Origin of the sequence: Hymenobacter polaris, from assembly GCF_012927305.1 — a bacterium.
Classification (GTDB): domain Bacteria; phylum Bacteroidota; class Bacteroidia; order Cytophagales; family Hymenobacteraceae; genus Hymenobacter; species Hymenobacter polaris.
The window spans coordinates 2,383,196-2,395,924 of sequence record NZ_JABBGH010000001.1 but is presented as its reverse complement, the minus strand read 5'-3'; the positions used below and the strand labels follow the sequence as shown (position 1 = coordinate 2,395,924).

The 12,729-nt window shown below is 63.7% G+C and carries 10 protein-coding genes; 5 read left to right on the top strand and 5 right to left on the bottom strand.

What is annotated here, in order from left to right; translation table 11 throughout:
• Positions 1 to 52: 52 nt before the first annotated feature.
• Positions 53 to 2,644, top strand: a complete 2,592-nt coding sequence (locus HHL22_RS10070) for a site-specific DNA-methyltransferase (protein WP_169530846.1) — start codon at positions 53 to 55, stop codon at positions 2,642 to 2,644.
• A gap of 113 nt (positions 2,645 to 2,757) precedes the next feature.
• On the opposite strand, the gene HHL22_RS10065 is transcribed toward HHL22_RS10070, so the two are convergent.
• The gene (locus HHL22_RS10065; protein WP_169530845.1) at positions 2,758 to 3,822 is read right to left on the bottom strand and encodes a zinc-binding dehydrogenase; all 1,065 of its coding nucleotides are present in this window, start codon (positions 3,820 to 3,822) and stop codon (positions 2,758 to 2,760) included.
• Positions 3,823 to 3,999: 177 nt separating this feature from the next.
• Positions 4,000 to 4,566 (bottom strand): Crp/Fnr family transcriptional regulator, encoded by a 567-nt coding sequence (locus tag HHL22_RS10060; protein ID WP_169530844.1) that lies wholly within the window; start codon positions 4,564 to 4,566, stop codon positions 4,000 to 4,002.
• Positions 4,567 to 4,693: 127 nt separating this feature from the next.
• Here HHL22_RS10060 and HHL22_RS10055 point away from each other — a divergent pair, with 127 nt between their 5' ends.
• Genes HHL22_RS10055 through ureC form a run of 3 tightly spaced genes read left to right on the top strand, consistent with a single transcriptional unit; the run spans position 4,694 to position 7,659 of the window.
• Complete coding sequence (locus tag HHL22_RS10055) at positions 4,694 to 5,422, top strand: urease subunit beta (RefSeq protein WP_169530843.1); 729 nt, start codon at positions 4,694 to 4,696, stop codon at positions 5,420 to 5,422.
• Between the two features lie 31 nt (positions 5,423 to 5,453).
• Complete coding sequence (locus HHL22_RS10050) at positions 5,454 to 5,936, top strand: hypothetical protein (RefSeq protein ID WP_169530842.1); 483 nt, start codon at positions 5,454 to 5,456, stop codon at positions 5,934 to 5,936.
• Positions 5,937 to 5,940: 4 nt separating this feature from the next.
• The gene (gene ureC, locus HHL22_RS10045; protein WP_169530841.1) at positions 5,941 to 7,659 is read left to right on the top strand and encodes an urease subunit alpha; all 1,719 of its coding nucleotides are present in this window, start codon (positions 5,941 to 5,943) and stop codon (positions 7,657 to 7,659) included.
• Between the two features lie 65 nt (positions 7,660 to 7,724).
• Here ureC and HHL22_RS10040 read toward each other — a convergent pair whose 3' ends face one another.
• Positions 7,725 to 9,332: a Na+/H+ antiporter gene (locus tag HHL22_RS10040; protein ID WP_169530840.1), complete on the bottom strand. Its 1,608-nt coding sequence runs from the start codon at positions 9,330 to 9,332 to the stop codon at positions 7,725 to 7,727.
• 223 nt (positions 9,333 to 9,555) lie between these two features.
• Positions 9,556 to 10,602, bottom strand: coding sequence for an SDR family NAD(P)-dependent oxidoreductase (locus tag HHL22_RS10035; protein WP_169530839.1), 1,047 nt, complete (start codon positions 10,600 to 10,602; stop codon positions 9,556 to 9,558).
• A gap of 452 nt (positions 10,603 to 11,054) precedes the next feature.
• On the opposite strand from HHL22_RS10035, the gene HHL22_RS10030 reads away from it, so the two are divergent.
• Positions 11,055 to 11,897 (top strand): tetratricopeptide repeat protein, encoded by an 843-nt coding sequence (locus HHL22_RS10030; RefSeq protein WP_169530838.1) that lies wholly within the window; start codon positions 11,055 to 11,057, stop codon positions 11,895 to 11,897.
• A 35-nt stretch (positions 11,898 to 11,932) separates the two neighbouring features.
• On the opposite strand, the gene HHL22_RS10025 is transcribed toward HHL22_RS10030, so the two are convergent.
• Positions 11,933 to 12,640 (bottom strand): dienelactone hydrolase family protein, encoded by a 708-nt coding sequence (locus HHL22_RS10025; RefSeq protein ID WP_169530837.1) that lies wholly within the window; start codon positions 12,638 to 12,640, stop codon positions 11,933 to 11,935.
• Between the last annotated feature and the right edge of the window lie 89 nt (positions 12,641 to 12,729).

The window sequence follows — 12,729 nt, the reverse complement described above, 5'->3', positions numbered from 1 at the left end:
GCCGTGGCTCCCCATCTCTGAAGGAGAGGGGGCCGGGGGGTGAGGCCCAATTATGCCCAAAAAACCTATCCCACCCACTCCAGCCACTGCCGACCCGGCCGCCTATACCCACCAGGACCGGCGCCCCTACATCCCGGCCGGAACCGAGGCCGGGGCCGAGCAGCTCAACCCGAAGGTGCAGGCCCACACTCTGCGCGAGCTGGACAAGAACCCCATCGTGCACCGCGGCCAGGACCCCGAATTGCAGTGGCTGGGCAAGTACGCCCACGAGGGTGACCACCAGCCCGACTACCTGCGGCTCGACATCCGCTCGCTCTACCGCCACGAGCACATTCGGCCCCAGGAGCTGATGGCGCGCCTCTACCGCGAGCGCCTGGCCGAGGCCAATGCCCAGCTCGGCCTCTTTGGCCAGGACTACCAGACTGTGGACGAGCTGGATAAGCCCCTGAGCTACTACCAGCACCACGCCGCCTGGGAAAACCACCTTATCCTGGGCGACTCGCTGGCCGTGATGACTTCGCTGCTCGAGCGCGAAGGCCTGGGCCAAAAGGTGCAGATGGTATACCTCGACCCGCCCTACGGCATCAAATACGGCTCGAACTGGCAAATCAAGCTCAACAACCGCACCGTGCAGGATGGCAAGGACGAGCACCTCTCCTCCGAGCCCGAGCAAATCAAAGCCTTCCGCGACACCTGGGAGCTAGGCATCCACAGCTACCTCAGCTACCTGCGCGACCGCCTGCTGGTAGCCCGCGAATTATTGACGGAATCGGGGTCGTGCTTCGTGCAGATTTCCGATGAGAACGTGCACTTGGTCAGGAGCCTGATGGACGAGATTTTTGGCAGCTCGAATTTTGTCAGCCTTATAACCGTAAAAAAGACTTCGGCCCGGAGCGCCGAATTGCTGGCTGGCATCTCGGATTATTTGGTTTGGTATGCCAAAAGCAGGGACGCAATAAAGTTTCGACCTATTTACAAAGACCGGGAGATTAACCGGGAAATATTAGCTCAGTACAGCTTTGTTGAGACCGAGCAGGGACGGCGGCGGCTTACTAAAGAAGAGTACAATGACCCTGGCAGCATAGCCGGCAAGCTCTTTAGACCCGTTATCCTCACCTCTGAAAAAGGTTATTCAAAAGGAAAAGACTTGTTCGAGTTTGAGGGTAAGCTGTATGGACCCGGCTCCCGGTTTTGGAGCACATCGCCCGATAAAGGCTTGCCGAACCTAGTTCGCAAGAAGCGTTTGATGGCGCAAGGAAACTCGATAAATCTGGTGCGTTACCTGGATGATTTTCCTTTAATGCCCATTGCAGATTTATGGGATGATACTGCCAGCGGGGGCGGCGAGGATAAACGCTACGTAGTCCAAACTACCCAAAAGGTCATCCAGCGCTGCATCCTAATGACCACCGACCCCGGCGACCTGGTGCTGGACCCTACCTGCGGCTCGGGCACCACGGCCTACGTGGCCGAGCAGTGGGGGCGGCGCTGGATTACGATGGACACCTCGCGCATCGCCCTTAACATTGCCAAGACGCGGCTGATGACGGCCAGCTTCCCCTACTACCGGCTCTACGACGAGGCCAGCCAGGATTTGCGCCAGGGCTTCGTGTACCGGGAGGTGCCGCACATCACCCTTAAGAGCCTGGCCAACGACGAGCCGCCGGCCACCGAGAAGCTCTACGACCAGCCCGAGGAAGACAAGAAGCGCCTGCGCGTGGCCGGCCCCTTCACCGTCGAGACGCTGCAAAGCCTCAACCCCGTTCCGCCCGAGGAGCTGGAAGCCCCTAAGCAAGAGCTAGAGAGCCATGCCCAGTTTGAGGCGCGGGTGTTTGCCGGCCTCACCGCCTCGGGCATCCGCAACGGGGCCAAGAACGAGCAGGCCGTGTTTCTGCGCGTCGAGCGCCGCGCCTCGCCCGCCCTGCCCGCCGAGGGCTACTGGCGCGACGCCGACGGCCGCGAGCGCAAGGCCTACTTCCTGCTGGGCCCGCGCTTCGGCACCGTGAGCAAGAGCCAGGTCAACGACGCCGTGAAGGAGTGCCGCCAGCTCGGCGACGCCGACTGGCTGGTGGTGCTGGGTTTCGCCTTCGACGACGCCATCGAGAACCGCGCCCAAACTACCAGCGCCGGCACCTTCCAGGTGACGCGCGCCCGCATCGGCGAAGACTTGCTGCAAGAGGGCCTGCTGAAAAAAGACAAAAAAGCGGCCTCCTTCGTGACCATCGGCGAGCCGGAAATCGGGCTGCTGCGCGACGCGGCCACCGGCTCGGCCACCGTGGAAGTGCGCGGCCTCGACATCTGGGACCCCATCAACAACCGGCTGGCGGCCCGCTCGGTGGAGGACATCGCCTACTGGATGCTCGACGACGACTACGACGGCTCGAATTTTCTGGTGCGGCAGGTGTTTTTCTGCGGCGGCGAAAAAAGCGAGTTTCGCAAGTGGCGCCAGAAGCTCGACTTACAAGCCAGCGCCTCGGCCAAGCAGCGGGCCGAGCAAACCCTGCGCATCGAGCTGGACGAGGACGCCTGGGAGCGGCTCTACGGCTTCCAGTCGCACCCCATCGAGGCGCGGCCGGGCCGGCGGGTGGCGGTGCGCGTCATCAGCCAGTTCGGCGAGGAAAGCACGCAGGTGCTGACGCTGTAGCAAGTTATTACTTATTTATTACCCCGCCTTCCACTCTACTATGCATACCAAACGCCCCGACCGATTAGCGGCCGGGGCGTTTCAATTAGCACCTATTTGGTGTCCGCCGTAGCCTAGGGCGTAAGTACCGTGTAGCCGAAGGGGCCGGTGGTAGCGGCGTAGGCCACCGCCTCGTTGGCTTGCGCCAGGGGGAAGCTGCGCACGTCCAAGCCATCGAGCGGGAGCAGGCCGGCGCGCACGAGGGCCAGCAGGCGGGCGGGGGCATCGGGCGAATACATGTACTGGCCCATCACGGTGATGGAGTGGCGCATCAGGTGGGCGTAATTGAGGGTGAGGCCCACGCGCAGGCCGCCCATCAGCACGGCGGTGCCACGGGGGCGCACGGCCATTACGGCGGCCTGGGCGGGCGCGGCGTCGGGCAGCGGGGACAGGATGTCGAGCACCTTGTCGAGGGGGCCGGCGGCCTGCTGCATGCGGGCAGTGTCGGTGGCCTGGTCGCCGGTGAGCACGACGGGCACCACGCGCGGGCCGTGGCGGCGCACCAGTTCGGCTAGTACGGCCTCGTTGCGGCCGGGCGCTACCACGTGGGCGGCGCCCATGGCCAGCGCCACGGCCACGCCGGCGCTGCCGTAGTGGCCGGTAGCTCCGCTGATGAGCACGGTTTCGCCGGCACGCAGGCCAGCCGCCAGCAGGCCACCGTAGGGCACCAGCATCGTGCTCATGGCGGCGGCCAGGCGGCCGGCCTCCGCGGCGTCGATGGGCCCTAGGGGCAGGGCGTTTTCGAGGGGCACCAGGATTTGCTCGGCGAAGGCGCCGTGGCGGAAGTGCGCTTGCAGGCGCTGAGCGCCGGGCGAGGGCGCAATCAGGCCTTGCAGCATAATGTCGGGGGCGGTGGCCTCGTCGCGGGCGCGCACGGTGGGGTCGCAGAGCACCCAGTCGCCGGGCTGGAGGCGGGTGGCGTCGGGGCCTACCGCCCGCACCCGGCCAATGGCGCCGATGCCAGGGGCCAGCGGCAGCAGCAGAGGGTATTGGCGGGCGCCGCTCAGTACCTCATTCATGTAGGAGATGACTGGGGCGGCCACCACGTCCACCACGGCCTCGCCCGCGCCGGGCTGCGGGTCGGGCAATTCTTTGAGTACCAGCGGCGTGTTAAACGCCCGTAGCACAGCAGCTTTCATGCAGCGACTTCATAGGGGTTGATGCGCGGCAAAGGTGGCGGGCGGGGGCGTTACCAAATGGTAAAAAGCAGCCCCACCCCCGGCCCCTCCCCTGTGGGGCAGGGGAGCCGCGGCACAAGCCTTGCGGTCGCTAGCGTCAGGCTCCCCTCCCCCGCAGGGGAGGGGCTGGGGGTGGGGCTACCCCGCCCGCCGCAACCGGCTCAACGACTGCGGGGTGATGCCCAGGTAGGAGGCCAACATGCGCTGGGGTACCTGCCGAGCCACTTCGGGCTGCCGCGCCAGCAGAGTGCGGTAACGGGCGGCAGCATCTTGGCCGAGGTAGGCGCGCTGCAAGGTCAGCTTCGCCAGCAGTTCGTGCTGGATGAGGCGCTGCAGCAGCGCGGGCAGGTAGGGCAACTGCTGGCTAAGCGCCGCTAGCCGGGCGTGGCTGATGGCCAGCACCTGCGCCGGGCACGCGGCCTGGATGCGCAACGGGCTGGGCTCCTGCCGCTCGAAGCTGGCCAGCAGCGTGCATAGCTGGCCCTGGGTGCGAAATGCGTGCGTGGTTTCGCGCGGGCCCGTGCCGTCGGTGATGCGCAATACCCCTTGCACCACGAAAAACAGTTCCTCGCATACGGTATTGGGGGCCGTCAGCCACTCGCCCTCGCCGGCCGGGCGCGGGTGCCAGGCGGCCAGCAGCGGGGCCTCGTCGGCCAGCGGAATGGGGCCAAACGCGCGCAGGCAGGCAAGCAGCGAAGCAGACATAGCGGCGGGCCCGGCCGGTAGTAGCCGGGCGGGGCTAGCATACGCAACTTGCCTCCGGCCGGGTCGGCGCGCCTTGGGATTTGCTACCCCGCCGCCTACATTAGTGCCCTACACCCCCCAGGCTGCCATGCACCTTACCCCCAAAGACCTCGACAAGCTGGTACTGCACCAGGCCGGCGTGGTGGCGCAGAAGCGCTACGCCCGCGGCCTGCGCCTCAACTACCCCGAGGCCGCCGCCCTACTCGCCACCCAGCTGCTGGAGTTTATCCGCGACGGCGAGTCGGTGGCCGCGCTCATGGACAAGGGCAAGCAGCTCCTAGGGTTCGTCGATGTGCTCGACGGGGTGGCCGAGCTGCTGCCCGAGGTGCAGGTAGAAGGCACCTTCCCCGACGGCACCAAGCTCGTGACCGTGCACCAGCCCATCTGCCGCGAGCACGGCCGCCCCGAGCTGGCCCTCTACGGCAGCGGCCTCAGCCGCCCGGCCGCCACCCCCGCGCCCGCCCCGCCCGCCCCCGTGCCCGGCGAGTACCTGCTGGCCGAGGGCGACCTCATCCTCAACGAAAACCGCGCGGTAATCGAGCTGGAAGTGCTCAACCGGGGCGACCGGCCGGTGCAGGTCGGCTCGCACTACCCCTTCTTCGAAACCAACCCCGGCCTGGACTTCGACCGGGCGGCGGCCTTCGGCTACCGGCTCAACATCCCGGCCGGCACGGCGGTGCGCTTCGAGCCGGGCGAGCGCAAGCGCGTGCAACTGGTAGCCCTAGCCGGCGAGCGCCGCGTGTACGGCGGCAACGGCTGGACCAGCGGCCCCCTGGATGAAGCCGGCAAGCAGCAGGCGCTGGGGAAGCTGGGGTAACTGAGGTTTTCACTCCTCAACTGATTCACCTATGAAACTCACCTTCTCAACAACTATACTTTATGTGGTTGCGACCTCTGCTTTTGGCCAAAGAGTTTTATCTACTAATCCTTTGGCCATAGAAGATTACAAGACCATTGAAAAATTCACCCTAGAAGTCACCCGACTTAATCTAGAAATTGAGCCACACGGCTTCAGCAAGAAAGTTCAGCAACTAGGAGAGGGTGAGCGTTTTGTAACGTTTGCTTCCTCTGGCAATACCATCAAATACTACAAAACGGGTAATGCCAAAGTAGGTGGAAAGCAATTTATATACAGCTGCAAATTCACTAACGCTGCTGCTATTGCAAGCTTGATTCCCTTCCTCTTGCAAGAGAAAAGCGCACTTATTCCAAAAAAATACCGAGCTTCAAACAAGATTAAGATAGAGGATACCGCTGGGTTTTACGAGCTTGATATTACATTCTCAGGCAATAAAATCAACCAGATAATTTACACAACGCATCCCGATTAATACTATGTCCCTCCCCCTTTCCCGCCAGGCGTATGCCGCCATGTACGGCCCCACTACCGGCGACCGGGTGCGCCTGGGCGATACCGATTTGCTGATTGAGGTCGAGCGCGACTACTGCGTGTACGGCGAGGAATGCAAGTTCGGCGGGGGCAAAACCCTGCGCGACGGCATGGGGCAGGCGGCCGGCATCGGCCCCGCCGAGGCCCTGGACCTGCTGATTACCAACGCGCTGGTGCTCGACTACACGGGCATCTACAAGGCCGACGTGGGCATCAAGGGCGGGCGCATCGTGGGGCTGGGCAAGGCCGGCAACCCGCACATCATGCCGGGCATTACGCCGGGCATGGTGGTGGGCGTAACCACGGAGGTGGTGGCCGGCGAGGGGCACATCCTCACGGCGGGCGGCATCGACTGCCACATCCACTTCATTTGCCCCCAGCAGCTTGGCGAGGCGCTGGCCTCGGGCGTGACCACGATGGTGGGCGGCGGCACCGGGCCGGCCGCCGGCACCACGGCCACCACCTGCACGCCGGGCGCGTTCTACATCGAGATGATGCTCAAGGCCACCGATGCCTTCCCGATGAACTTCGGCTTCCTGGGCAAGGGCAACACCTCGCGGCCCGAGGGGCTGGCCGAGCAGCTGCAAGCCGGGGCGCTGGGCTTCAAGCTGCACGAGGACTGGGGCACCACGCCGGCCGCCATCGACCAGTGCCTGGCCGTGGCCGAGCAGCACGACGTGCAGGTGTGCATCCACACCGATACGCTCAACGAGAGCGGCTTCGTGGAAAACTCGGTGGCTGCCTTCAAGGGCCGCACCATCCACTCGTACCACACCGAAGGCGCGGGCGGCGGCCACGCCCCCGACATCATCAAGATTTGCGGCGAGCCGAACGTCATTCCCTCCAGCACCAACCCCACGCGGCCCTACACGGTGAACACCCTGGACGAGCACCTCGACATGCTGCTCGTGTGCCACCACCTCGACAAGAACATCCCCGAGGACGTGGCCTTTGCCGAGAGCCGCATCCGCCCCGAAACCATCGCCGCCGAAGACATCCTGCACGACATGGGCGCGCTGAGCATCATCTCGTCCGACTCGCAGGCCATGGGCCGGGTGGGCGAGGTCATCACCCGCACCTGGCAAACGGCCCACAAAATGCGCCGGCAGCGCGGCCCCCTGCCCGAGGATGCCGCCGCCCGCCGCCCGCACGACAACTTCCGCGCCCGCCGCTACGTGGCCAAGTACACCATCAACCCCGCCCGCGCCCACGGCATGGCTGCCGAAATCGGCTCCATCGAGCTGGGCAAGCTGGCCGACCTCGTGCTCTGGAAGCCAGCCCTATTCGGCTCCAGGCCCGAGATGGTGCTTAAGGGCGGCGTCATCGTGCAGGCCCAGATGGGCGACCCCAACGCCTCCATCCCCACGCCGCAGCCCTCGTTCTCGCGCCCTATGTTCGGGTCGTATGGCCAGGCCGTGGGGCCGTGCTCGGTCGCCTTCGTATCGGGCGCCTCGCTGGAAACAGTAGCCGGCTACGGCCTCAGCAAGCGGGTGCTGCCGGTACAGGGCTGCCGCAGCGTCGGTAAAAAAGACATGGCGCTTAATGACTACCTGCCCAACATCGAGGTGGACCCGGAGACGTACCGCGTGACGGTGGACGGCGTGCATTTGACCTGCGAGCCGGCGCAGACGCTGCCGCTGGCGCAGTTGTATAACTTGTTCTAGCGGAGTACCCCCCCCCGGCCCCCTCTCCCTGGGGAGAGGGGGCCGGGGGGGGGCGAACGCCCGCACTACTCCCGCGCCGCCGTGTCCCTAGGCAGTACCGAGGCCGCCAGTTCCTCCTTCAAATCTAGCTCGTTTTCCAGCTGGCGAATTACTTCGTCGTCGTACTCATTTTGCTGGCGTAGCTGCATGAGGCGCTGGCGCTGCGTGCGCAGCAGCTCGGCCAGTACGGCGTTGTAGCCGCTTATGGTATCGGCGGCAGTGGGCGAGCCGTCGGCGTGGGCAGCCAACTCGTAGTGGTGTTGAAGCAAGTCGAGCAGCTCGTTGGCGGGCGCCTGGCCGTCGTAGCGCTGGGCTAGCTCGGTGAGCGACTCTTGAGCCAGCAGCTGCTGCAGCGCGCGGTGCTGCTCGGCGGCCGGGCGCAGGTGGTCGCGGTCCTCCACGCCGCCCACCCAGCGGATGAGCAGCGGCAGCGTGAGGCCCTGGCCGACCAGCGTGACCAAAATAACCACGAAGGTGATAAAAATGAGAAGGTTGCGCAGTGGGAACGGCTGCCCGCCCGCGCCCAGCAGCGGGATGGCCAGCGCCGCGGCCAGCGACACCACCCCGCGCATACCCGAGTAGCCGGCCACTAGCGGGCCGCGCCAGCCGGGGTGGTCGTCGGCTACCGTGATGAAGCGGCTCATAAAGGTGCTGAACGGTGAGCCTGCCAGGGCCGCTACCAGCCGCACCCCAATAATAACGGCGCTGATAAGCAGGCCGTACTCTACGGCCTGCCAGCGCGAGGTGCCGTCGAGGCCGGCTACCACTTCGGGCAGCTCCAACCCGATGAGCATGAACACGGCGCCGTTGAATACGAAGCCTAGGGTGTTCCAGGTGCTGTAGGCCTGCTGCCGGGCGGTGGCCGAAAAGACGGTGTGGCTATGATAAGATAGGAACAGCCCGCCGCTCACCACGGCCAGCACCCCCGAGCCGTGGGCCCCCTCGGCCAGCACGTACATCAAGTAGGGCGCCGTTAGGGTGAGCACGGTGGTGAGGTTGGCCGCCGGGCGCAGCCAGCGGTGAATGGCGTAGAAGCCCCCCGCTACCCCTAGGCCCACCGCTATGCCCACGCCCGTCATCAGTACTAGTCCCATGGCCGCCTGGTGCCACACAAAGGTGCCAGATACCACCGCCATCGTCGCAAACCGGATGACTACCAGGCCGCTGGCGTCGTTTACCAGGCTCTCGCCTTCCAAAATAGCCAGCAACCGGCGCGGCAAACCCATGCTACGCATAATGGAAGTAGCGGCCACGGCATCGGTGGGCGACACGATGCCGCCCAGCACGAAGCCCAGCGCCAACGTGCAACCCGGAATAAACGCCCGCGCTGCTAGCGCCACGCAAGCCGCCGTGAGCAGCACCATGCCGAAGGCAAAAAATAGAATTACCCGCCGCCAGCGCCAGAAATCCTTCCACGATGTGGTCCAGGCCGCTTCGTAAAGCAGCGGAGGCAGGAAAACCAGAAAAATCAAATCCGGGTTAATGCGAACCAGGGGCAGGCCGGGCAGCAAGCTGAGCCCTAGGCCCCCCAGCACCAGCAGAATAGGGTAGGCCACCCGCAGGCGTTGGCTTAAACCCACTAGCAGGCACACGGCCAGCAGCAAGCCCAGGCAGAGCAGTAGCGTATCGTGCATAAATTCACAAGCAAGCCCCGGCTAGCGCACGGAGTTAAGGGCCGAAAGTAAGGCTTACTAAGCTCGGTGGCAATGCGTTGGTTATGCTCGTCCCCCTAGGGCTCGCCCTGGCGGCTAAGGGCCGGGCAGCTGCGTAGTAGCAGTTATTGGGTTAGCGCGCCATGCCCTAGGCGAGCGGTTGCTACGGCCTAGGGCACTGGTATGGGCAGTTTTCGCTGGCTGCTTAGTTTTCGTTGTTGCGGGCGGCCTCGTCGCGGTTGAGCTTGGTGAGGAACGACTTGGTGAGCGGAGTTTCGACCTCGTAGCCTTTGCGGCGCTCGTTAGCAATGGCGCTCTCGCCGGTGGCGGGCAGGGCGCGGTTTACCCAGGCCAGGATGTCGGTAGTGGTGCCGGGGGCCAGGCCGTGGAAGCCCGCCAGCAGCTTGGCCGGCAGCGATAGAATCAGCTCGGCGTCGCCGCGGCGCATCGAGTTCCAAATGCGGCGGGCGGCTTGCTCGGCGCTCATCGTGAAGCCGGGCAGCGCGTCGGCAATGGCAAACCAGGCGTACTCCTTTTCGTGCTGGCCCTTCACATCGGCGTTTTCGGCGCTGCCGGTGCGCAGCAGGCCGGGGCACACGGTCGTCACGTAAATGCCGTACTGACTTAGCTCGGCCCGGAAGCCTTCGGACAAGCCTACCAGCGCAAACTTGCTGGCGCTGTAGGCCGAGAGGTGCGGAATGGCCACCTTGCCCCCCAGCGACGAAATATTGACGATGCGGCCCTCGCCGCGCTGCTTCATGCCCGGTAGCACGGCCTGCATGGTGTGGAAGGGCGCCCAGAAGTGCGTGTTCATGGCGTCCTCAAAATCGCGGGCGTCCATATTTTCGAGCGGACCGCCCACAATCACGCCGGCATTGTTTACCAGCACGTCGATGCTGCCTAGCTGCTGCTCTACTTCCTGCACCAGGGCCTTTACTTCCAGCGGGTTAATTAAGTCGCGGGCTAGCGCCAGCACCTGGGCATTGGGGCCGCCGTAGCGCAGCAGGTCGCGCCGGGCGCGGTCCAGCTCTTCCTCGTCGCGGGCGCAAATGGCCACGCGGGCACCTTCGGCTACGGCGCGGCGGGCCAGCACCAGCCCTAGGCCCCTAGAGCCGCCGGTAATGAGCACGGTGCGCCCGGTAAGCTCATACGAGCCGCGGCGGTTGCGCCACACGGAGGTAGCAATGGCAGCCGCGCTCAGGCCGGCCAGCCACAGCCACGAGGAAGACGATTTTTGGTGGGAAGACTTCATGCTCCTCTGTATGCATTTAGGGCCCGAAAGGTTGCACGGCTCAGGTGTTTGTAGGTCTTCGGTGCTGACCTCATCTTTGCTGGTAATCACCTAAGCAGTCAAGTATGGACCTGTTACTCGCTGCGGCGTGCCTATTGGCGTATCCAGTAGCACTGGCTATATGCTACTATCTCATTACTCTGCTGCACGAACTGGGGCACGCTATAGCAGCACTAGCTATCACCACCGGGCCAGTAGAGGCTTATGTAGGGTCATATGGGCTCGCAGCACCCAGCCGGCAGTTGCGGCTAGGGCGGCTGCGCTTGTACTTGCACCTGAATCCCCGGCTGTGGCGCCGTAGTGGCGGCTATTGCCAGCACGAGCCAGTAGCGAGCGCCTGGCAAAATATCTTGATTTTGCTGGCTGGCCCCGTCTTGCCGATGCTCGTGAGTGGGCTAGGCTTCTACATAAGTATGCAATACCCCAACGGCTGGTGGCGGCTTCCTCTGTTTCTAACTGCTTTTCTTGCTTTTTGGAGTATGCTGACCAATTTGCTTCGGGGTAACCAAGTAAAATTGGCCAATGGCCGCGAGGTCTTGAATGATGGAGCACAGATACGGCATTATTTGCGCCATCGCCAGCAATATCGCCTAGCGGCGCAGGCGCAGCAACATGCCGAAGCCGGCCGCTACGCCGAATGTGCTCAGCTATATGTAATCCTAGCTCAACAGTCCCCGCTCGAAGCTTGGATACTGCGTAACCTGCTGAATAGCTATTGGCTAAGCGGTCAGTTGGATGCCGCATTAGCCAGTAGCCAGCGCCTCGAACAGGAACTTGCCCAGGATTTTACCGACGAAGACCTCCTTATCCGCGCTAATTTATTAGCGTGGCAGGGTCGATATACGGAGGCTTTGGCCATCTATAAGCAGCTTCTTACGCAGCCAGCTCCGTACTATGCCGCTTACAACAGCCGGGGCTATACGCGCAGTCTACTGGGCCAGCAAGAAGCAGCCTTAGCCGATTTTGACCACGCCATTGCCCTTGAAATAGAGTTGGCTTATGCCTACGCCAACCGGGGGTTGGCGTGGTTGCGGCTAGGCCACTCAGCTAAAGCATTAGCTGATATTACGCATAGCTTGACGCTCAGTCCAACCGAAGTTTATGGCTACCGCAACCGGGGTCTCTACTACCTTGAACAAGATGATTTCGCTGCGGCCTTGGCGGATTTTAAGCAGGCCCAGTTGCTAAATCCCTTCTTTCACGGCATTGAGGAATGCCTGCGCCGGGCTGGTCAGCAAATAGGCGCTACCTCCTAGGTATGGCAAGTGCCCAAGGGTATGCTTAAAGCTACTTAACCTAGCTTATTCTCGAAAAAAGCCAGCGTTAGCGCCCAGGCCTCGGCGGCGGCATCGGGGTTGTAGCTCGAGCGCTCGTCGCAGTGGAAGCCGTGGTCGGCGTAGGAGATGATAGTATTGAGGTAGGGCTTGCCGGCCGCCTCCACGGCCGCTACTATCTGCTCGCGCTGCTCTTTGGAAATATGCTCGTCGAGCCCGCCCCAAAAGAATAGGTGCGGCGCGTGCAAATCGGGGGCCAGGCCCGCGTAGTGGTGCAGGCCCCCGCCGTAGTACGACACGGCCGCTTGCAGCGGCAGCGTGGCATTGGCCACGAAGGCAACCTGGCCCCCCAGGCAAAAGCCGATGGCCCCGATTTTATCGTTTTGCACCTGCTCCTGGCTTAGTAGCCAGTCGTAGGCCGCCTGCGCATCCTGGGCCAGGCCCTCGGCGGTAATGGCCCGATAGTGCGGCGCGGCGCTCGGAAAGTCGTCGTAGGCAATTTCGAAACCCGGCGCGGCGGTGCGGTGAAACAGCTCGGGCGCCACTACCACGTAGCCCGCAGCGGCCAGCCGGTCGGCCACGTTGCGGATGTGTTGGTTTACCCCAAAGGCTTCCTGAAAGAGAATGATGCCGGGCGCCAGGTCGGTATGCGCCGGGAAGGCCGTGTAGGCGTGCAGCTGGGTGCCGTCGGCCACGTTCAGAATAAGGTGGTTGGGAATTCTCATGGGAAAAGGTAAAAATGGACGCGCTTCGCTGCCAGCAACAAGGCGCCGCTACTGCATGTTTTGAAAGGCTTTTGCTGGCCTACCCGCCC

What these genes read in the sequence shown, in the direction of transcription:
- HHL22_RS10025 (WP_169530837.1), bottom strand. Translation starts at nt 12,640, where the DNA reads ATGAGAATTCCCAACCACCTTATTCTGAACGTGGCCGACGGCACCCAG.
- HHL22_RS10050 (WP_169530842.1), top strand. Translation starts at nt 5,454, where the DNA reads ATGAAACTCACCTTCTCAACAACTATACTTTATGTGGTTGCGACCTCT.
- HHL22_RS10035 (WP_169530839.1), bottom strand. Translation starts at nt 10,602, where the DNA reads ATGAAGTCTTCCCACCAAAAATCGTCTTCCTCGTGGCTGTGGCTGGCC.
- HHL22_RS10055 (WP_169530843.1), top strand. Translation starts at nt 4,694, where the DNA reads ATGCACCTTACCCCCAAAGACCTCGACAAGCTGGTACTGCACCAGGCC.
- HHL22_RS10040 (WP_169530840.1), bottom strand. Translation starts at nt 9,332, where the DNA reads ATGCACGATACGCTACTGCTCTGCCTGGGCTTGCTGCTGGCCGTGTGC.
- HHL22_RS10065 (WP_169530845.1), bottom strand. Translation starts at nt 3,822, where the DNA reads ATGAAAGCTGCTGTGCTACGGGCGTTTAACACGCCGCTGGTACTCAAA.
- HHL22_RS10030 (WP_169530838.1), top strand. Translation starts at nt 11,055, where the DNA reads ATGCAATACCCCAACGGCTGGTGGCGGCTTCCTCTGTTTCTAACTGCT.
- HHL22_RS10070 (WP_169530846.1), top strand. Translation starts at nt 53, where the DNA reads ATGCCCAAAAAACCTATCCCACCCACTCCAGCCACTGCCGACCCGGCC.
- HHL22_RS10060 (WP_169530844.1), bottom strand. Translation starts at nt 4,566, where the DNA reads ATGTCTGCTTCGCTGCTTGCCTGCCTGCGCGCGTTTGGCCCCATTCCG.
- ureC (WP_169530841.1), top strand. Translation starts at nt 5,941, where the DNA reads ATGTCCCTCCCCCTTTCCCGCCAGGCGTATGCCGCCATGTACGGCCCC.